The following is an 18,758-nucleotide window of genomic DNA, read 5'->3' as shown; positions in this document are numbered from 1 at the left end:
GAACGTGCTGAGGGAACAAAGCGCTGAGAGATGAAAACGCTGATCGGAATGACCGATCGGTTGGACAGGCGGGAGGAATGAAGGATGGGACAGGAGACAATGAAAGCAGTCGTATATCGTGGAACGGGGGATCTGGCGCTGGAGGAGCGCCCTGTGCCGCAGATCCTTTTGCCGGGAGACGCCATTGTAAAGGTGACGCTGGCGTCTATCTGCAGCAGTGATATCCATATCAAGCATGGCGCGGTGCCGCGGGCGGTTCCGGGAACAATCCTGGGACATGAGTTTGTGGGGATCGTTAGAGAGACTGGAAGCGGCGTAAAAAGCGTCCGGCCGGGCGACCGGGTTGCAGTCAATGTGGAGACGTTCTGCGGAGAATGTTTTTTCTGCAAACGGGGTTTTGTAAACAACTGTACTGATGCAGACGGGGGCTGGGCGCTGGGCTGCCGGATTGACGGCGGACAGGCGGAATATGTCCGAGTACCGTTTGCGGACAACGGCCTGACGAAGATACCGGATTCGGTGCCGGATGAGGCGGCGCTTTTTACGGGGGATCTTCTTTCTACCGGATACTGGAGCGCAGAGCTGGCAGAGATCCATCCCGCCGATACGGTAGCGGTCCTGGGGGCGGGGCCCACCGGGATCTGTGCAATGCTGTGCGCCAGGCTGTATGGACCGGGATGTGTCATAGCCGTGGATGTGGACGGGGAGCGGCTGGAGCTGGTGAAGCGCCTGGGCGTGGCGGATGTGATCCTCAACCCATTAGACTGCAGTGTCAGAGAAGAGGTGCGCCGGCTGACCGAAGGCCGGGGCGCCGATGCGGTCCTGGAGGCGGCGGGGGGAAAGGATACCTTCCAGCTTGCATGGGAGATTGCCCGCCCGAATGCCGTGGTCTGCGTGGTGGCCATGTATGAGGAGCCTCAGAGCCTGCCGCTGCCGGATATGTACGGCAAGAACCTGATATTCAAGACAGGGGGCGTGGACGCTTCCAAGTGCAGGGAGATCATGAAGCTGATCGAACGCGGGAAGCTGGATACCCGTTGTATGATCACGCACCGGACTGATCTTGCCCATATTATGGAGGCGTATGAGGTGTTTGAAAATAAACAGGACCATGTGATCAAATATGCGGTGTCAGTGTAGTTAACTTGAGTTACTGCCTCCCGCCGCCGCTGCAAAATGCGGAAACTCAAGTAGTTAAACATTTACATACCATCCGCCTTTATGGTACAATAAAAGAAGAAAACAGGACGTGGAACAGCATTTCAACCAAGGCAAAGGAGGCGGGTTTATGAGTTGTGTGATAACGATCAGCCGCCAGTACGGCAGCGGGGGTCGGGAACTGGGTGAAAAACTGGCGAAGAAGTTGGGAATCCCGTTTTATGACAAGGAACTGATCAACCTGATCGCTGAAAAGGAGAACATTGAGGTATCACTCCTGGAAGCATACGATGAAGCGGAACCGGATCTGGATGGTTACACGGCGCGCAATATTGCGCCGACCTATCAGATGGATATGGCCAGGAAGGTATTTGACGCATACAGCCGGACGATCCGCAATCTGGCGAAGGAAGGCCCCTGTGTCGTGGTGGGCCGGTGTGCAGATGCGATCCTGCTGGATTCCGTAAGGGTTTTTGTCTATTCAGACCTGGATTCGAGGATCCACCGGATCCGGGCGAAGGAAGGTCTGTCGCCGGAGCAGGCGAAGAAGCATATCGAGCAGATGGACAAGCGCCGCCGGGATTACCGCCGGTTCTACTGCCATATGGAGTGGGGCAAGATGGAGCATTATGATATTTGCCTTAATACCGGCAGGGTTGGAGTGGACGGAGCGCTGGAGACACTGATGACCTATCTGGATCAGAAAAGATAAACAAAACATGGAATCCGGTATGGCTGTGGGGCCATGCCGGATTCTTTTTTTAAAGTGGCCTGCGTGAGGTCTGGGATCGATGGTTGTTGTGGGACAGGAATGTGTTACGGACGGGCTTTCACAGCAAATTCTGTGGTCACCAGATCTTCGTAGGGGACCCGGTTTTGCAGCTCGCCCGCCTCCTCCAGGATATTCTGGAGCAGCTCAAAGCTGTCTTTTTCAAAGACCAGGTCATCTTTCCAGGTGTCCTGGGACTTATAACGGTCCACGATGATCGTGATGTTTTCAAGAGGCGTTTCCTTGAACTGCGGCTGGATGACCTTGGCGATCTCCTCTGCCGAGTGGGAATTCACATAATCCATGCCTTTCTGGATGGCATTGGTAAACTTCTGGATCACATCCGGGTGAGCAGCCATGTAGCTCTTTTTTGCGCTGTAGGCGGTGTAGGGGACATAACCGGAGTCAGTGCCCAGCGACGCCACCACATAGCCGCCTTTTTCCAGCTCCAGACCGGTGGCGAACGGTTCGAATTCAACGGTGTAATCCGCGTCGTTGCTGGTAAATGCCGCGGCAGTCAGACCAAAATTGATGCTCTGGTCGATGGTCAGATCGGTCTTCGGATCGATCCCGTTTTTCTTTAAGATATACTCAAAAACCATCTGAGGCATACCGCCAGTCTGCCCTACCACGATGAACATTTTTTCCACATTGCGCAGTTGCTGTCGAGAAGCCACGATTCTATAGGGATAATGGTAGATTCCTGTTTTCTCAACCAGCCCTAAATCAAGTAGGTGCTCCATGTAAGTCACAAACTTCTTCTTGTGCATGGGATAGCCCATCTCTTTCAGGCTGTCGGCAAGGAATTTTACCGAGGTGAAGCCCGTTTCGTCCTTTTCCAGAAGCCGGATAGATTCAATCAGCATAGTCAGTTTCAGGTTTTCTTTGTCCGCCTTAAAATCATAGGCGGCCAGATTACCAAGGCCGTGTTTCAGGTAAATATCTACGTTACCGTCCTTATCCACTATGATTTTCCGGGCCAGAACCTCAATATCTTTTCTGCTTAGTTCTTTCTTTTCAAGGACCTCGTTCAGAATGTCCAGCGCTGTCTGTAAGCTGGGCTTGATTGTGGTGGAGGGGATATGCGGCTCCTTTGTTAAATCCTGCAATGTTTTTTCAATAGCGGAAATGCGCTCCATTTTATCACTTTGAAGGGCCGCATAGGTTTCAGTGATAATTTCATTCATGGAAGGATTGGCGGTAATCTCCTTTACCTTTTGCGTTATGAGAACCTTTAGTTCTTCCTTGACTTTTTCAAGTTCGGCCTCTAAGCGCTGTTTGCTGTCAGTGGGAGTGTAGGTTTCCACCTTTAACTTTGACAAGTCAAAATTCTGGATAATATCTGCCAGACTGTCACGGCAGAGAACCAGATATTTTACAAGAGCGTCCATCAGGGTTTCTTCTGTTACAAGATGGGCGTGTTGGCAAAACTGTTTTCCCTTTTTATTGTAGGTGCCACAGATATAATATTTCCCACGGTTAGGGCGGTTAATCGCCGTTAATTTCCAGCCGCAGTCTTTACAGTACAGACATCCGGAGAAAAGGTTTACATGGGCTCTCTGCCCTCTGTACTGGCTGTGATGGCGGCTGTCCTTGACTTCATTTAACAGTTTCATGGTATCATCATCAAAGATTTTGGGGTGGTGATTGGGAAATACATACTGATTCTCTTTAGGAACTTTTTTGTCTTTTCCATTTATGGTAACACGTTCCCGCTTGTGGGTTCTAAGAATGCCATTATTATAGTCGTTGAATAATGTGTCCTTTACCATTCCGAAACTCCACTGATAGGCTACCTGCTTATTATAGACAAGTCCTAACGATTCATGACGTTCCTTATCTATCATACTGGGAGTGGGGACACCACGTTCTGAAAGTATTTCCGCCGTTTTTCGGATTCCGTTGCCGTCCAGATAAATTTCCTTTTCCAGATTAAGGATAGCGGCGGCTTCTTCATCAATCAAAATCATCTGTTTATTGAGAGGGTGTCTGGTATAGCCAAATGGTGTCTGGCTGACAAGCGTTCCGCTTTCCTGCTCCATGCGCTTGATTCGCTTTACCTTACGGCTTGTATTTTTTACATGACGTTCATTATCCCATGTTTTGATACCGATGATATCATCATCAGAGTAAAAAGAATCGTAGTTATCGTCAATCAGGATAACACGTTTTCCCATTTCCTCCATTTCTTCAAGAAAGAGCAGTACCTTTGCATTGTGTCTGCCAATACGGGATAAGTCTTTTGCAACAATGATGTTAATGGTATCAAGACTAGCCATCATTTTCTGAAAATCGGGCCGGTTGAATGAATAGCCGGAAATTCCGTCATCTTCATAGATGTGGCGGATTATCATGTTATTTTCTTCTGCATATTGTTGGATAATCTTTTTCTGGTTTTCAATAGACGAGTAGTTCCGCTTATTATCGTCTCTGGAAAGCCGAACATAGCCATCTATAATTTCAGGGGTATCTGTTAATTTTGAGATCATAATATTGTCCTCCTTATCGTTATACCTATATTGTACTATATAGGGGGAATAACACAATGTTGCGAATGATTAGTGGAAATGGTTCTTCACAACCTCCCGCAACCCTTTCTCCATGTGCTCCGTCCCCTCGATAATGGTGACAACAAGATACCCCTGCTTTATCAGATGTTCTTTTTTTTCAGCAATTTCATTACTGTCAGTGTCAGCTTTTTGAAGTAAGTAACAGATTTCTTTTCCTCTTTTTATAACAATCACCTCTATGTATGCTTGCTACATCATATGCGGTTTGAGGCTTATCCTATAGATGAAATTTGAAATGGGCAAAATTAAAACTTCGGGTCAAGTTGTCCCGAAGTTAATAAGAACTTTCATAATAATGTCTGGCCGCTTCTTCAATGGTCTTGAAATCAAATACCGTGTACAACTCGGCCACAACCTGCTTTATTTCCTTTGGCTTAAATCCGCAGTTTTCCATAGCCCAGATAACATAGCCTCGGCAGGCGTCATTACTCCATGGGTCTGCTGCCATAGCCTGAATTTCCTCAAATGTTCTTCCCATTGAAAAACTCCTTCTTGAAAAATAGGGGAGCCGCACCGGAAGATTTGGCCTGTCACAAGACAGTAAGGCCGGGTGGCTCCCCATGATATGATGTTACTTATCAGATTCCCGGACGGGTGTAGGCATGTCCACCCCATAGTATTTCAACTCTCCCCATTCTGATGGCAAGGCGTTCTCATGGCCTGCGACGGCTCACGGCTTGCAAGGCCGCTTCACGCTCGGACGGTGACTAAACGCAAGTAGCAAGGTCTTTGTGTTTTATCCGGCAGACCAGCCACGGCCTGCCTGCGGCATGAGCCTTTTCGCTCTCCCCATTCTCTGACAATGGAGGTCATGGCGGGCCTGTCACTGGATACATCAACCCTTCGTATCCGGGTATCTTTTTATTCAGCTTTCAAATTGCAGTCAAGGCGTATTTTTCTTCGGGCCATGTTGGCCCGAGGCTGTTTGCCTCTCATAAGCCATTTCAAAAATCGCGTTTCTGTAAAGTCAATCCAGAGAATTTTTCAAAAATTTTTCCATGGACTTTAAAGCGCGTTCAATGGAATAGCTTACCGCCATTTTGCTGACACCTTCGGCTTTGGCAATCTCTGTCTGGCTCATGCCAAGAATGAAATGGGCATAGACACGCTTCGCCTGTTTGTCCGGCAGGCTGGATATGGCGGCATGAAGCTCCTGCATGGAAATCTTGCGCTCATACAGTTCATGGGGTGAGAGGGAAACGAAAAGCGCCTCATGCTCAATGCCGTCATTCCGGTCAAGAGAGTAGTAGGCTTTATGGCGATATGTACGCAGACGATAGGCGGCCTCCTTGCGGTCAAATTCTTTGAACAGTTCCGCCACTTCGTCAGGCACATCAATAAAACAGTCGTGGGTATAAAACGGGTAATAGTCCCGGAGATTTATAGTAGTCATAATTTCCTCCATTTCGGTGTTGAGTGAATGAGCAACCGAAATAGAGGCGGTGGAGAGCGGCACCGGGGCGGCGCTTCGGGCCATGTTGGCCCGAGGTTTGTCGATAATAACGCAAAAGCGCCCGCACAGCAAAAAGCTATACAGGCGCATGAAATAAAATTATTGGTTATGTCATGAGAAATTTCATATATATAACCGGAATACCCCGGAGGTGGGACTATGCTTTTTTTAACTGGTGTATCTCATGTGAACAGTAAAAAATAAGAATTGGCACGGCGATACCTCCTAAGATACCGCCGCTTTTAGAAATTAACGCAAAAAATACGGCGGTTTTCTCAAACCGCCGTAGGATATAAATTTAGTGCGCAAAAAGATATCTACCCTTTAAGCGGTTTTTTTTATTTGCCGCAAAGGAGAGAAGTTTAAAAAATAAAAAGACTTATTAAGAGGTTGCTAACTGCGCTTTACTATTTTTAATTTCAGCATTGATTTTAGTTGCAAGGACAATCATGCAAATCAATGTTAATAAATCAGCGATAGGTTGTGCAAAAATCACACCATTCAAACCACAAAATGAGGGTAAAAGCATAATGACAGGAATGAAGAATATCCCTTGGCGTCCGATACTAAGTAACCATCCGCCTGTGGATTTTCCAAGGGCAAGTGAAAGCATAGAGTAAATAGCGTCCACTCCCATTCCGATAAACATAATGCTGTTTATTCTCAATGCAAATGATCCTATTTCAATCACCTGCATATCATCTGCCGTAAACGCCGATACTATATAAGGAGCAAATATTAACATTAGTATTGCAAATACAACACAAAAGGCACTCGTCCATAATAAACCTGTTTTGGTGGCTTTTTGTACCCGCTCAAATTGATTGGCCCCATAATTATACCCGGCTATTGGCATAAAGCCTTTTGCAAATCCAGACACCGCATACATTCCCATTGTTATAACTCTACTTACAATTCCCATTGCCGCAATAGCAGAATCGCCATATGCTTTTGCGGCTCCATTCGTAAATCCCATTGCAATGCTAGTTGCTAACTGAAATGCTAACGTTGGGATACCAACCTTAAATATTTCTTTGTAGATTTTAATATCAAATTGAAAATCCTTTAATGCAAAACTAAAAACACTTTTTCTTCTTAAAATATAGGTTAAATACATGAGGGTAGTAATTCCCTGTGCTAGACCTGTTGCAATCGCCGCCCCAGCAATCCCCATATGTAATCCATATATAAATATAGGATCAAAAATCACATTCAAACCAGCACCCATGAGCATTGCAGTCATAGATACTTTTGCGGCTCCTTCACTAGAGGATATATTGTTCATGGTTACATTAAAAATATTAAAAATAGAGCTGATTACATAAATCAATCCGTATTCCCGTGCATAGGGATAAATAGTATTTGTTGCACCAAGGGCATATAGAAGAGGCTTAATAAATATGACGATACCAGCTATTGCAATCGCCGCCACAATTAACCCTGAATATAACGCAGTAGAGGCTACATGGTTTGCCTGTTTCCTATCATTAGCACCTAATAACCTTGATAAATAAGAAGCCGCGCCGCCTCCAAAAAGGACAGCTAATCCAACAATCGCTTGTCCTAATGGGAAAGTAATGGAAACAGCACCCATTTGGCTTGTCCCAAGGGCTCCTACAAAATAGGCATCAACAAGACTATAAATTCCTGTTACTAACATTCCAACCATTGTTGGCAACCCCATTTTTAATAATACTTGCGGAATTGGGGCCTCCCGCAACATTGTGACACGTTCTTCACTGTTCATTTTCGTTCTCCTTTGAATTTTATATTTTTCGGCATAGGTGCAATTACAAGATGGGTTACAACCCTATATTTTGTATTTGCACAGGAAAGGGCTCTTTCAAGAGCTTGCCGGATTTCCTGCTGCTTTTTTGCTGGCGTCTGGAAACGCCAATTATGAGCGATATATCTAAAAAATCTTTTGCATAAACAACCCTAAAGTCATTAAGAGTAGCAGGCGGCTCCATCGCGGATAGAACCTTGTTGACTGTTGTTGTGATGATTGCTGTTGTTTCCTCGGAAACATCTAAAATATCAACTTGAATGGCAGAATCGCAATTTAATTCATAATACAGATGATAGGCAATTTCATGTGCTATATAATCAAGCTCCAAAAGAGAATTTTTATCGGTTCCTTCAATGTGCATTGAAATTACAAAATGTCCTAATCCATAATCATGAATTACTAAATTACTAATGCTGTGTATTTCTGGATATTTCTTTATAAATGATAAAATCATATCAATAGTCGCTTTATCAGGAGACTGTCCTAAAAATCTTTCCATAGTTTCTGCTGTTGACTTGAAACCCGAAAAAATTATAAACGCTGATACGAGAAGGCCACACCAACCATCAATCGCTAGCCCAGTCAACGTTTGAAATGTTAATGAAAACAAAATGGCAGTAGTGGAAACCATATCGCTAATACTGTCTGTCGCAGTAGCTTTCATAGCCATCGAATTAACTCTTTTAGAAATTCGATTATTGTATAAAAACATATAGAACTTAGCTAAGATAGAACAAATAAGAATTATACAAGTTAAAAGGCCAAATTCTACCGTCTTCGGATTGTGGATAACCTGTATTGAGTTATTTGCCAGAGTAATGCCCATTCCCATTACTGCAAGACTTGAAAATATGCTCATAAGCCATTCATAACGTCCATGGCCGAATGGGTGATGATTTCCAGCTCCAATACACGCTAATATAAAGCCCAGATAAGTAGCAATCGAAGTTGCTACATCTGCAAGGTTATTAAAACCATCAGCCACAATCGCTGTTGAACCACTAATGGAACCGCAAAGGAGTTTTATCAGAAACAGAATAGTGTTTATCACAATTCCTAAGACACTACATAATTTTGCATATGCTTGTTTTACATTTGGAGAAGAAAAGTTATTGTAATCTTTTATGAACAGTTTGGCTAGTAAGTAAATCATAAGAAGTCACTCCTTTCTTGATAAGTAAGTTACTTAGCGCTGACACTGTATCTTCGCTAATGATATGTTCAATCTCACAGGCTTCATTTTCTGCAATGGCCCTATCAATCTCCAGCACATTTATCAAAAAGTAACGAATTATTAGAAATCTCCGATATATTATCTCAGCCATTTCTGTACCAGCGGGGCTTAATTGAACATCATTTTTCTTAACCGTTAGATAACCCTGCTCTGAAAGCCTTTTTATCATATGACAAACGCTTGCTTTAGAAAACCCCATGCTTTCGGCAATATCACATTCACGTACTATTCCATATTTTTGATGAAGCAGGTAAATAGTTTTCAAATAATTTTCGCCTGATTTATGTAATATAACCATATGCCACCTCTCTTTGAGTAAATTCATTCACTGATATAATAAAGCAAAGTGCCTTAAATGTCAATAGTGTGAGTGAATATACTCGTTCGTATAAGAAAAAAATTGAGCTATTTGCAAACCAAATCGCATATAGCTCAATTTACATATACTCTTTATTCATTGTTCCACTCTGAAATTTTCAATACACTCGAAAAAATATCTTTCATAAAACTATGAAATGTTACAATATAATCCCCAGCGTTTTCGTCAGGTATTTCAGCATGAAAAGTGTGTATTAAACCAAACACTAAGAATTTTGTGGTGTTCGGAACATCTCCACAATTAAAAACACCTTCTCTAACCCCCTGCTCAACAATAGGACACATAATATCAACCATCTGTTCAGCCACATGATCTAATCTGCTGGCTCGTATCTCTGTTTCTTCATGATAGTTTGCTTCAAATTCTTTATGCTTCATAACATATTCAAATATACGTTGAATAAATAGTGAAAGTTTCTCTATCGCAGGGGTGTCCTCAGATGTAGGAACCTTGATTTGTTCTACTGCTTTCATAGCATAGTATTCTGATGTAGCTGCAAAAATTTCAGTTTTTGAACGAAAGTATTTATAGCATAGGCCCGGAGACACATTCATTCTTTCGACAATATCTTGAATTGTCGTATCTTCATACCCCTTTTCCGAAAAAAGCTCTAATGCAGTTTCGATGATTTCCAGTCGGCGTTCTTCGGGCTCTTTTGTTACTCTAACACGGCGTGGACTATTCTTGGCTTTAGGACGACAGGCTTTATTATCTGCGGAACCTGTTTGTTTTTTTTGATATGACATTTCTTCCCTCCATAATATTTATATAATTTCAGTGAGTAAATTCATTATCAATCATTTGTAGCTTTTTGTCAAGATTAAGCACTTTAAGGAACATGAAATAAAATACTACTTCGCATAAAATTCTATTACATTCCAATACTATCACCTGAAATGTACAATGACATAGGGTGATAAAATATGTACCAAGACGAGAGAAAGTTTGACTTTCATGGCTTAGGGCTGGCTCTCAAAAAGGCCCGTGAGGAACGGGGCTGGACGCAAGCCTATGTTGCGGAATTGGTTGGAAAAACTGACCGCACGATTATGAATATTGAGAACAAGGGGCAACACCCCAGTTTTAATCTGTTCTTCAAGCTCGTTACCATGTTTGATATTTCCGTAGACCAGTTTTTCTACAAGGAAAATCAGCGGAGCGGGGAAAGTTGCCGTAAGCACATTGATGTTATGCTCAATGCGATGAATGAGAAGGAGCTTGTTGTCATGGAGGCCACAGCCGAAGGGCTGAAAAAAGCAAGGGAAACGGAGGTTCAGGAGTAAGAGCCTCTGTTTTTTTGTGCCATTTTTCGGGGTGTCACTAAATGGCAAGCAATTCCTCCGTGGCCACAAATGGCACGGAGGAGGCTTGTTGGGGCCCGCCCCAAACCCGGAACCTCGGGCCATGCTGGCCCGAAGTGGCAGCGTCGCTTTGCTCCTTATTTTCACCGTCTCTATCGCTCCTGTTCTTTCTTTTTATCCTGCCCGGCATAGCCCAGCAGATAATCAATGTTTGCTTTCGCCGTGTTGACTTCCTGCATATCCCGCCGTATTCTCTGATACTCCGCATAGAGCTTCCGTTTCTGCTCCGCCAGCCTCCGGCCTTCCTCCTTTAGTACGTCCATCTTCGGGAGCTTTGCCCCGTCAAGCAGACGCTTCAAGTCAGCCTGTGCCGCCCGGTAAAGCTCAATGTCCGCCTCATGCTCCGCAAGGAATTTCCGGTTGTATTTTGCCGCTTTGTATTTCTCAAAGACAGGCCGTGTGCGGGCGTACTGTACCGTAGCCGCTTTCAGTTCCCGGTTGGTGTTCATGGCGTTCTCTGTCTGCTTTATCCGGTCAGAGAGGACATGGAAACGGTCTGTTGTTTCGGCGGCCTTTTTCTCCAATTCCCCGTATTCCGTCAGGCCGTTATCCTGCAAATAGGCGAGGGCGGCGGCCATCTGTTTTAAGTTGAATACTTTAGCCCAGCGCTCATATCCTGGCCCTTTTCCCTCGGCCAGCTTCGCCTGAATATCCACCAGCAGATTGACCTTGCGGTGGCTTTGGCCGGGGTGTTCCCGGCTCCCGTCTATGACGGCCAGTATGTCTTTTAAATCATACCCTTCCCCCAGCGTGGAGGCCCGCAGGCGGGTAAACCGTTCCTGCCCCTGTCCGGCCAGCCGGAAAGATAAGCCGCCGCCCCTGACCTTCTTGATTTCATAGCCAGCCTGTTCCATGAGGGAGAGGAAGGCCGCCAGATCACCGGGGCGCTTTGCCAGCGCCGTGTCGATTGCCAGCCGCAGTTTATCCTGAAAGTTAAGCGGCCTCTCCCTGTTCTGGAGCCATTCGCCGTAGTTCTTATAATCCCCTTTGCTCCGGGGCTTCGGATTCTCCACAATGGACAGCCCATTTTCCAGACACAGCCGGTCGGAGAGCCTGCGCAGGGCAAAGGACGAGCCCCAGAAATTACGGAATTTCCGGGTGCAGTCGAGGGTTGTTGAATTGTAATAAATGTGACAGTGAATGTGTTTCTTGTCTGTATGGGTAGTGACGATAAAGGCATGGTGGCCTTTTGTCCAGCGCATAGCCAGTTCATACCCGATACGGTTCGCCTCCTTTGGCGTAATCTCCCCGGGGAGGAAGGACTGGCGTATCTGATAGCACAGGATATCGTCCTCCTTTTTCTGCTCCCGGCCTGTGATGGCCTTATAGCTGGCCTTTGTCAAAAGGAACTCGGCGGCCACTGTGGCCGGGTCACACTCGTATGAGGAAACGTATTTTCCATTCTCCGTCTTTTCAGGATTTTTCCCATAGTCGAGACAGTCACGGATTGCCTCGGCTATGGTTTCACCTTCATTGGCGTGACGCTTCAAAAGAGTGGTGGTAGCCAGATGAATCCCTCCTTCCCAAACAGAACAGCGGCCCTTGCGAGCCGCCGTCATTGGCCTCGGGCCAGTGTGGCCCTAAGCAGTATCAGCTTACGAGGAACTGGCGGAGAGAACTGCCCAGCCCGTCCACCGCCTCAATCAGAAGCCCGGCAACCGCCTGCAATCCATAGGGGGAAAGCAGGAAGGCCAGAAACAGGAAGATGAATCCGCCGTGCGGGGTGGGCGTAAAGAAAAGCCCGATACCCAAAAGCGCTATTATGACAGAAGCCGCCGTCAGGAGAAACGAACAGATATCAAACAGGAACATCAACATAGCCGCAAGGATTGTCAGCGCCAGCATGACGGGAGCGGCAAACAGCTTTAGCAGTAATCTCATTTATAACGCCTCCTTTTATTCTTTCTACCTCTATTTTACCATAGGAGCTCCGGGACAGGAATGTTGCGAATGATTAGCGAATCCTGGCCCGAAGAATAGAAAAGAGAGAGCATAAGTAGCTCTCCCTAAAAATCTGTTTATTTCTGTGTATATTTCTTTTGACGTAAATTAAATGCAGGCATAGTACCTTCCAAAACATCAACGACATGACCTTTTACTATTGAATTCTCTATAGCACCAGCTTCATAGGTAATTGTATGTGTATTTTTATCCATATGGCAATATACAATTTGCTCTGCATCACATGCTATTGCTATATTTGGATTGTGAGAAACTATAATAACTTGTCGTTTTTTCTTAGCTTCACATATACAAGGAACTAATTTACTATAAACAGACTGGTTATCTAAGTTATCCTCTGGCTGGTCAATTATTATTGGAATATTATTTTGACTTAATGCCAGATAAAAGACAAGTAAAACAATGCCCCTTTCGCCAGGAGATAACTCCTCCAAATCTCTTTCTCCCATTTTTAATTTAAAGGAAACTCCGATATAATCCAAGCAACATAACAAATTATATAATGCTTTTTTATCAGGAACTTTTTTTGTTGAATTATCTAAATCTTCATCCACTACAACCAGAACATCGTGAATAAAATCTATAACGCTATCCACGTTATCAAATTCAGTCCTTCTAAGCAACTGATTCATTTTATTATATGCTTCACTTTTTCCCTTAAAAAGGCCAGCATATTTTTGATTTATTAAGGATAAAGCGGTTTCAGCAAAATCACTTTGCTCCAGTTGAATTTCTGCGGCAAATTCTATGCTTTCTTCTAATTCTCCTAACAGCTTTTTAATTTCAACTTCTACTGGCGCATATATTTCGTGATACACTGAAACAAGATTACTTTTTTGTAGATATAATTCTCTGATTTTTTCATCTCGTCTACTTTTTGTACCTTCATAAATTGTATCTAACTCGTTTTCAATATAGTCGGCTTCATTTTGAAAATATGTTAATGTATCTTCTGTAGTTTTTGTGCCAATAATTAATTTGCGCTGTTTTTCCCACTCATCAAGATCAGATAAATATTTTTGATATTGCTTTTCTTCGCTATCCGTTGTGGATATAAGCGAACTTTTCTTTTCTCTTTCTTTTTCGAGTTTATCTAAAAGACCATCTTCTGTATCAGAACCATTAAGTGATTTTTGAAATACAATCTTATCATTACTTAATTTAAGAATATACTGTTGTATAGTTTCCTTAGGCGTAACCAACGTAATGCTGCTTTCGTCAACATCTAATGAATACTTTTTTATAAAATCTTTCAATAATAACTCTGTTTCTTTTACATTAGATTCTAATAAATCCAGTTTGGCAATAAGTTGGTTTGCTTCATCTATTACAATGTTTGTTTGCGTTAAATTATTACGATACTCTTCAATTTTTGTTTCTAAACTCTCAATAGAACTATTTAAAGCTTTTAATTTATCTTGATAATCTGATTTACCTTCCTTAGGTTCGGGCTTTTTTATTTCTTGTGGTTTAGCATTCTCATGTCGTTCTAAAGTATCTTTTAATTTTTTTAGGCTGTCACTTATATGTATCCTATATTGGGAAGTTTTCTTCTCTTCAAGTTTAATCAAGGTATCATTGATATCATTAATTTCAATGTTTAATTTTTGCGTGGACAAAGAAATAGCTTTTGACTTATTAAAAACTAATTCTTCTAAATTGGTTGCTGTGCCACGCTCAGTACGGTCTACGTAAGAAAAAATCACTCGATCAATTTCTCGTTGGAATTCATTACCTATATCATTACAGACTTCCTCAATATATTTTTGAGGGAGATATTGGGCATCTTCAATGGTTGTATTGTAGTTACTTTCTGATAAAGATATAGATTCAACGTGAGAATCTCCCCAATGTATAGTAGCAATGTAATCTTCTGCAAAATTCTTCGGTGGTTTACGAAAACGGGTTTCATTTAAAAACGAAGCATTTTCCATAGTATTACATTTACATAAATGGCCAATTATATCTGATAATGCACTTTTACCACTTCCCTTGTTTCCGATTATTGCTACAAGACCTGAATTTAGTGGCAATTCAAAATCAAACCAATTTATATCTACATTTTTAGGATTCTCATTTTTATGGACAGAAATTCGTTGTATATTAGACTTTCCATTTTTGTTCGCTCTATCTAATGCTGGTGGAATACTACCAATATAAACGCGTTCCGTAGGTTGATAGCGGCATTGCTTTAAACCTTCAAATGTAAGATTAGCTTTAATCCATAAGTTCTCTTTAGATGTATATTTTCTCGGGTCGTGGCAATCCGAGCATATAATTAAAGGTTTTTCTTCGACTTCCTTAAATACCCATTTATAATAATCATTAATATCTGTTTTCTTACCGATTTCAAAGAAATCAATATTTTCTGCAATATCTGCCTTTATTGCCTCTTTTACTGGAAGAGCATTAGAAATTTCCTTGTCAATACCATTTGTCTTTTTTCCCGCATGAATTGTAATAAGTCCGTCATGTGATTTCGCAAAACTTACTATATCTTCAAATGTCCAATAGATTTTTTCTGGTGAACTATTTGATTTTGCATTAGTTCTTAACATAATAACTTCAAAATCCATTGATAGCGTTGATAAATCTATTTCATTAGAGAATACAATTATTAGGTGAAGATTGTCTGCGCCCTTATCAGTTCTTAGTTCTACTCCCGGAAAAAATACGATATCGGGAGCCAAAGACCTTAAATGGGAAATTCTATCAGCATCAATTATAAAGTGATCTGTAATAGCTACAGCACTAATATTGTTATCATGCAATGTAGCACAAAGTAATTCATCAGCATCATCCCCCCGATAAGGACTATCATATGATGAAGCTGTATGAATATGTAAATCCCACTTATGCCATTCCGAGCCTCTTAAATTATTCACTTTTGTATCCTCCTGCATACGATATTTATACAAACAATCTCTGATAATTTGGTTCTCAATTTTAACGAACACGATTCTACATAATATTTGTATTTTATCATATATACGTGATTTTGACTATATCTTCGAGACATATTGGCTCGAAGCTCAAAAAAAGACAGGGCGGCAGGCCATAACCATTTTGGCCGCCGCCCCGTCTGTTACTTTGCCACCAGCTCGGAAAGCTCTTTGAGTACATCGGAAACCTGCCCCCACAGCGTTTCATAATCACGCTGGAGCCCGGCGATTTCCTCCGGGTATACGCCGTACATGTTGGCGTGGACGGCCACCTGATTGAGATTGTTGGCGCACCGCCGCTGAAGGGAAACCAGCTCTTTTACGGGGGAGAGGTCAACATGGAGGATATAGCCGTTTAAGGCCATCTTGCGCACATAGGCCCCGGCGTTGGTAATACCGGCCTCGTCCATGCGTTCTCTTATTCTTGCCAGTTCCTCCGCTGTCACCATCACATGAAGGTGGATATCACGCCTGCGGCCTTTCATCTGTCCTCACGTTCCCGGCTCCGCTTGCGGGAGGGCGGCTCCTTTACTTTATCCAGCGGCTTTCTGTCTGGTTCCGGGGGAGCCGGAGGGAGCGGCGTATTATTGGGAATCCCGTCAATCATGTTGCAGTTCTGCTCTGTGGAAAGCTCTGAATTTTTTAGGTAATTGTCTTTTTCGTGCATGGTTCGTCCTCCTATCTGTCCTCGTGGGAGTGGCCGCCCTTTTTCGCGGGCGGTTCCCTGTTTTCCTTTTCCTGTTTCGCCTCTTTGCGGAGCTGGGCGGTGATCGACCGTTTTTCTTTCCGCTCTGCCTCCAATTCCTCCATGGCCTCAATCCGTTCGGAAAGCTGTTCCGGGGAAAGGGGCTGTTTCAGGATATAAGTCCCAAAATCCGGGTGGAACCACGTCAGCCGCCGCTTATCGCCGAAATGGCGGCTGTCCTCCCATTTGCCAAGCGCCTGCGTCTGTTCCTCCATTTTCCTTCTTACGTCAGGATTCAGGCGGGAGGGTTTGAGCTCATAATCAGCCACCAGCTTTTCCGGCAGCGGCCTTGTATAAATCAGTTCTCCCCACGTCCGTATGGAATTGCCTTCCACCATCGTCCGGTTATCGTAAGGGGCAATCTCCAACAGCCCCAGCTCCTTTGATTTTGGGAAGGTGTTAGTGTCAAGGGGATAGCGGGTGTAATACCGGTAATAATCCGTTACCATCGGCCTTTTGCCCTCCGGCAGTTGCGGCACCTTGTAAACATAGTCGTAGGCGGACAGGAACCTCTCAAATTCTTTTTCCGGCGGCAGGATACTACGGCAGGCTGTATAGCCATAATAATTGCGTTCCCCTTCCGGCATAACCGTGAAATGCCAGATTATGAAGGGGGACTGCGCCTCCGGGTTATGGGCCAGCGCAAAGCCACGGCCATTCTCAAAGACGGCTTCCTTCTGGATTTGATATCCTTTTAAATCTTCCATGCAGATTCTCCTTTCCGGCCTCGGGCCAGCATGGCCCGAAGTCTGATGATGTTACGAAATAAACGGCAAAACCGGGGACGGAGGCATCAGATTATCACGGCCCCGGTTCGGCCTCTTAGAAATCCTGCAAAATCAGGTTTTCCCGGAGGGCAAAACGTAACAGGGGTCCTCCGTTTTCCTCCTCATTTTCCGCATACGTTCCCGGCTCTTTTTGCGGTTCCCCTCGGCCTTGCAGGCTTCGGAGCAGTAGGCTTGCCGCCCCATCGGCAAAAAGGGCCTGCCGCAGACCGTGCAGGGCCGGAGCCCGGGGGCGGGCCCTTCCTCCGATAAGGCGGTTTCCAACGCCGGATTGAGGGGCAGGACGGAGCGCCGGAAGTAGCGGCAGTAAGCGCCTGTCCACCATTTATTCAGCATATAGCAGGGACAGTCCAGCGGGAGGCACAGGCCGGTTTCGCTGTCATAGCTGACGCACATGCCCGTGACAAGCCCCCGGATTTTCTTCCTCTCGTCACGGGTCAGCTCCCGGGCCATCAGGACTTCGGGCCATGTTGGCCCGAAGCCTGCGGCTCCACGAGCAGGGCACGGAACTTCTTCCGGCAGCGTCCTTTCTGGTTTTTGCACTCTTTGGCATAACGGCACCCGGCGCAGGGGCCGGAACTTCCCCTGCCCGGACGGGGAGCCTCCTTCATCATCTGTTCAAAAGGGCTGTCTGTGAAATTCATTCCCGGCCCTCCTGTTCCTCCCCGTCTGCGTCCGGTTCTTCCTCGTCCCACGGCGGGGTATCATCTTCTTCGGATTCCTCCGGTTCCCCGGCTTCTTCCTCATACTCGCAGTAATCGTCCTCCAAGTCCGGGGCCTGATGTTTGGGCTTATAGATTTTGAAGTAATATCCGACCCCGCCGCCAGCCAGGACTACCGCCGCGACCAGAAGGAGGGAGAACAGGCCGTTGTCTGCCTTATCCTCTTTGGGCGCGGGCTCCGGCTGTTCCGGTTCCTCCGTGGGCGTTTCCGGCTCCGTTTTCGGCGCGGGTGTGGTTTCCGGCTCCACAGCCGTTCTTTCGCCGTCTTTTTCCGCAAGGGGAAGGAGGTCTGTTTCCGTGACGGCGTTCAGGAAATAGACATTTTCGCTGGACTTCTGGTTATCAATCACCAGAAAGAAGATATTCTCGTCCGGGGTGGTGATGGTGTAAAATTCCTTCCCGTCCTTGTCGGTGGCCTTATCCACCACGGTTCCGGTTCCGTCCGGGGTGAAGGGGTTGGGCTCTGCCGGTTCCTCCGGGGCCACGGTTTCGGCCGGTGTGGTTTCAGCCAGTGTGGTATCGGCCTGCGGTTCGCTGCTCTGGGCGTAGGCGGGGATTGTAAAATAAGTACCGCACAGCAGGCAGGCGGCCAGCGCCGCCAATCGGTGAAGGTTAGGCTTCTTCATGGGCTTCGTCCTCCTTTTCTTTTATGTCAGCGGACTTCGGGCCAGTCTGGCCCGAAGCGGCAGGGGTGTCCTTCGGGTTATTTAGGAAAGCCAAAAGCTCGGCAGGGGTCAGCTTCATGGAGCGAACCGCCTGCACGATCTGGCTGTTTTCTTCCTCCTGTTTCTGCTTTTCCAGTTCCCGGACTTTGGCCTGGCACTCGGCGGCCTTCTCCCGGGCTTTCTCCAAATCCTTCTCGATTTTTTCAAGTCTGTTCATGCGAATC

The 18,758-nt window shown here is 45.1% G+C and carries 20 protein-coding genes; 3 read left to right on the top strand and 17 right to left on the bottom strand.

Annotated elements, in window-relative coordinates; genetic code table 11:
* The first annotated feature begins 84 nt into the window (after positions 1–84).
* Positions 85–1,140: an alcohol dehydrogenase gene (locus AB1I67_RS18375; protein ID WP_367031505.1), complete on the top strand. Its 1,056-nt coding sequence runs from the start codon at positions 85–87 to the stop codon at positions 1,138–1,140.
* A 148-nt stretch (positions 1,141–1,288) separates the two neighbouring features.
* Positions 1,289–1,870 carry a cytidylate kinase-like family protein gene (locus AB1I67_RS18370; RefSeq protein ID WP_367031504.1) on the top strand — a complete coding sequence of 194 codons (582 nt, stop codon included), beginning with the start codon at positions 1,289–1,291 and terminating at the stop codon, positions 1,868–1,870.
* Between the two features lie 104 nt (positions 1,871–1,974).
* Here the strand turns inward: AB1I67_RS18370 and AB1I67_RS18365 are convergent, their stop codons facing one another.
* From AB1I67_RS18365 to AB1I67_RS18335, 7 genes are all read right to left on the bottom strand, one after another.
* Positions 1,975–4,416: a recombinase family protein gene (locus tag AB1I67_RS18365; RefSeq protein ID WP_367031502.1), complete on the bottom strand. Its 2,442-nt coding sequence runs from the start codon at positions 4,414–4,416 to the stop codon at positions 1,975–1,977.
* 355 nt (positions 4,417–4,771) lie between these two features.
* The gene (locus AB1I67_RS18360; RefSeq protein ID WP_367031501.1) at positions 4,772–4,975 is read right to left on the bottom strand and encodes a hypothetical protein; all 204 of its coding nucleotides are present in this window, start codon (positions 4,973–4,975) and stop codon (positions 4,772–4,774) included.
* A 489-nt stretch (positions 4,976–5,464) separates the two neighbouring features.
* Positions 5,465–5,890, bottom strand: a complete 426-nt coding sequence (locus tag AB1I67_RS18355; protein WP_367031500.1) for a sigma-70 family RNA polymerase sigma factor — start codon at positions 5,888–5,890, stop codon at positions 5,465–5,467.
* Between the two features lie 442 nt (positions 5,891–6,332).
* Positions 6,333–7,697 (bottom strand): MATE family efflux transporter, encoded by a 1,365-nt coding sequence (locus AB1I67_RS18350; protein ID WP_367031499.1) that lies wholly within the window; start codon positions 7,695–7,697, stop codon positions 6,333–6,335.
* Between the two features lie 55 nt (positions 7,698–7,752).
* Positions 7,753–8,892 carry a cation diffusion facilitator family transporter gene (locus AB1I67_RS18345; RefSeq protein WP_367031497.1) on the bottom strand — a complete coding sequence of 380 codons (1,140 nt, stop codon included), beginning with the start codon at positions 8,890–8,892 and terminating at the stop codon, positions 7,753–7,755.
* Positions 8,849–9,271 (bottom strand): metal-dependent transcriptional regulator, encoded by a 423-nt coding sequence (locus AB1I67_RS18340; protein WP_367031496.1) that lies wholly within the window; start codon positions 9,269–9,271, stop codon positions 8,849–8,851. The genes AB1I67_RS18345 and AB1I67_RS18340 overlap by 44 nt, the downstream gene beginning before the upstream one ends.
* Before the next feature lie 152 nt (positions 9,272–9,423).
* Positions 9,424–10,098: a TetR/AcrR family transcriptional regulator gene (locus tag AB1I67_RS18335; protein WP_367031494.1), complete on the bottom strand. Its 675-nt coding sequence runs from the start codon at positions 10,096–10,098 to the stop codon at positions 9,424–9,426.
* A gap of 177 nt (positions 10,099–10,275) precedes the next feature.
* On the opposite strand from AB1I67_RS18335, the gene AB1I67_RS18330 reads away from it, so the two are divergent.
* Positions 10,276–10,635 carry a helix-turn-helix transcriptional regulator gene (locus AB1I67_RS18330; RefSeq protein WP_021639913.1) on the top strand — a complete coding sequence of 120 codons (360 nt, stop codon included), beginning with the start codon at positions 10,276–10,278 and terminating at the stop codon, positions 10,633–10,635.
* A gap of 170 nt (positions 10,636–10,805) precedes the next feature.
* Here the strand turns inward: AB1I67_RS18330 and AB1I67_RS18325 are convergent, their stop codons facing one another.
* The 10 genes from AB1I67_RS18325 to AB1I67_RS18280 form a co-directional block, all read right to left on the bottom strand.
* The gene (locus tag AB1I67_RS18325) at positions 10,806–12,221 is read right to left on the bottom strand and encodes a relaxase/mobilization nuclease domain-containing protein (protein WP_367032651.1); all 1,416 of its coding nucleotides are present in this window, start codon (positions 12,219–12,221) and stop codon (positions 10,806–10,808) included.
* An 82-nt stretch (positions 12,222–12,303) separates the two neighbouring features.
* A complete protein-coding gene (locus tag AB1I67_RS18320) occupies positions 12,304–12,594 on the bottom strand; it encodes a CD1845 family protein (RefSeq protein WP_367031492.1) in 291 nt (96 codons plus the stop codon).
* Between the two features lie 137 nt (positions 12,595–12,731).
* A complete protein-coding gene (locus AB1I67_RS18315; protein WP_367031490.1) occupies positions 12,732–15,560 on the bottom strand; it encodes a TrlF family AAA-like ATPase in 2,829 nt (942 codons plus the stop codon).
* A 200-nt stretch (positions 15,561–15,760) separates the two neighbouring features.
* A complete protein-coding gene (gene mobC, locus AB1I67_RS18310; protein ID WP_009296709.1) occupies positions 15,761–16,102 on the bottom strand; it encodes a plasmid mobilization relaxosome protein MobC in 342 nt (113 codons plus the stop codon).
* The gene (locus AB1I67_RS18305; protein ID WP_367031488.1) at positions 16,099–16,284 is read right to left on the bottom strand and encodes a DUF4316 domain-containing protein; all 186 of its coding nucleotides are present in this window, start codon (positions 16,282–16,284) and stop codon (positions 16,099–16,101) included. The genes mobC and AB1I67_RS18305 overlap by 4 nt, the downstream gene beginning before the upstream one ends.
* An 11-nt stretch (positions 16,285–16,295) precedes the next feature.
* Positions 16,296–17,069, bottom strand: a complete 774-nt coding sequence (locus AB1I67_RS18300) for a hypothetical protein (RefSeq protein ID WP_367031487.1) — start codon at positions 17,067–17,069, stop codon at positions 16,296–16,298.
* A 132-nt stretch (positions 17,070–17,201) separates the two neighbouring features.
* The gene (locus AB1I67_RS18295; RefSeq protein WP_367032650.1) at positions 17,202–17,603 is read right to left on the bottom strand and encodes a cysteine-rich VLP protein; all 402 of its coding nucleotides are present in this window, start codon (positions 17,601–17,603) and stop codon (positions 17,202–17,204) included.
* The gene (locus AB1I67_RS18290) at positions 17,600–17,791 is read right to left on the bottom strand and encodes a hypothetical protein (RefSeq protein ID WP_021639921.1); all 192 of its coding nucleotides are present in this window, start codon (positions 17,789–17,791) and stop codon (positions 17,600–17,602) included. The genes AB1I67_RS18295 and AB1I67_RS18290 overlap by 4 nt, the downstream gene beginning before the upstream one ends.
* Positions 17,788–18,495: a CD1107 family mobile element protein gene (locus tag AB1I67_RS18285; protein ID WP_367031485.1), complete on the bottom strand. Its 708-nt coding sequence runs from the start codon at positions 18,493–18,495 to the stop codon at positions 17,788–17,790. Before AB1I67_RS18285 ends, AB1I67_RS18290 begins: the two co-directional genes overlap by 4 nt.
* Complete coding sequence (locus AB1I67_RS18280; protein WP_367031484.1) at positions 18,482–18,751, bottom strand: DUF4315 family protein; 270 nt, start codon at positions 18,749–18,751, stop codon at positions 18,482–18,484. Before AB1I67_RS18280 ends, AB1I67_RS18285 begins: the two co-directional genes overlap by 14 nt.
* Positions 18,752–18,758 lie beyond the last annotated feature (7 nt).

It is taken from the genome of Clostridium sp. AN503 (genome assembly GCF_040719375.1).
Taxonomy (GTDB): domain Bacteria; phylum Bacillota; class Clostridia; order Lachnospirales; family Lachnospiraceae; genus Brotaphodocola.
This window is presented reverse-complemented; position numbering and strand designations above follow the sequence as displayed.

Excerpts from the sequence above, each read along its gene's own strand:
- AB1I67_RS18290 (WP_021639921.1), bottom strand. The coding sequence starts at position 17,791 with ATGAATTTCACAGACAGCCCTTTTGAACAGATGATGAAGGAGGCTCCC.
- AB1I67_RS18330 (WP_021639913.1), top strand. The coding sequence starts at position 10,276 with ATGTACCAAGACGAGAGAAAGTTTGACTTTCATGGCTTAGGGCTGGCT.
- AB1I67_RS18370 (WP_367031504.1), top strand. The coding sequence starts at position 1,289 with ATGAGTTGTGTGATAACGATCAGCCGCCAGTACGGCAGCGGGGGTCGG.
- AB1I67_RS18320 (WP_367031492.1), bottom strand. The coding sequence starts at position 12,594 with ATGAGATTACTGCTAAAGCTGTTTGCCGCTCCCGTCATGCTGGCGCTG.
- AB1I67_RS18300 (WP_367031487.1), bottom strand. The coding sequence starts at position 17,069 with ATGGAAGATTTAAAAGGATATCAAATCCAGAAGGAAGCCGTCTTTGAG.
- AB1I67_RS18335 (WP_367031494.1), bottom strand. The coding sequence starts at position 10,098 with ATGTCATATCAAAAAAAACAAACAGGTTCCGCAGATAATAAAGCCTGT.
- AB1I67_RS18360 (WP_367031501.1), bottom strand. The coding sequence starts at position 4,975 with ATGGGAAGAACATTTGAGGAAATTCAGGCTATGGCAGCAGACCCATGG.
- AB1I67_RS18340 (WP_367031496.1), bottom strand. The coding sequence starts at position 9,271 with ATGGTTATATTACATAAATCAGGCGAAAATTATTTGAAAACTATTTAC.
- AB1I67_RS18350 (WP_367031499.1), bottom strand. The coding sequence starts at position 7,697 with ATGAACAGTGAAGAACGTGTCACAATGTTGCGGGAGGCCCCAATTCCG.
- AB1I67_RS18285 (WP_367031485.1), bottom strand. The coding sequence starts at position 18,495 with ATGAAGAAGCCTAACCTTCACCGATTGGCGGCGCTGGCCGCCTGCCTG.
- AB1I67_RS18280 (WP_367031484.1), bottom strand. The coding sequence starts at position 18,751 with ATGAACAGACTTGAAAAAATCGAGAAGGATTTGGAGAAAGCCCGGGAG.
- AB1I67_RS18345 (WP_367031497.1), bottom strand. The coding sequence starts at position 8,892 with ATGATTTACTTACTAGCCAAACTGTTCATAAAAGATTACAATAACTTT.
- AB1I67_RS18305 (WP_367031488.1), bottom strand. The coding sequence starts at position 16,284 with ATGCACGAAAAAGACAATTACCTAAAAAATTCAGAGCTTTCCACAGAG.
- AB1I67_RS18365 (WP_367031502.1), bottom strand. The coding sequence starts at position 4,416 with ATGATCTCAAAATTAACAGATACCCCTGAAATTATAGATGGCTATGTT.
- mobC (WP_009296709.1), bottom strand. The coding sequence starts at position 16,102 with ATGAAAGGCCGCAGGCGTGATATCCACCTTCATGTGATGGTGACAGCG.
- AB1I67_RS18355 (WP_367031500.1), bottom strand. The coding sequence starts at position 5,890 with ATGACTACTATAAATCTCCGGGACTATTACCCGTTTTATACCCACGAC.
- AB1I67_RS18375 (WP_367031505.1), top strand. The coding sequence starts at position 85 with ATGGGACAGGAGACAATGAAAGCAGTCGTATATCGTGGAACGGGGGAT.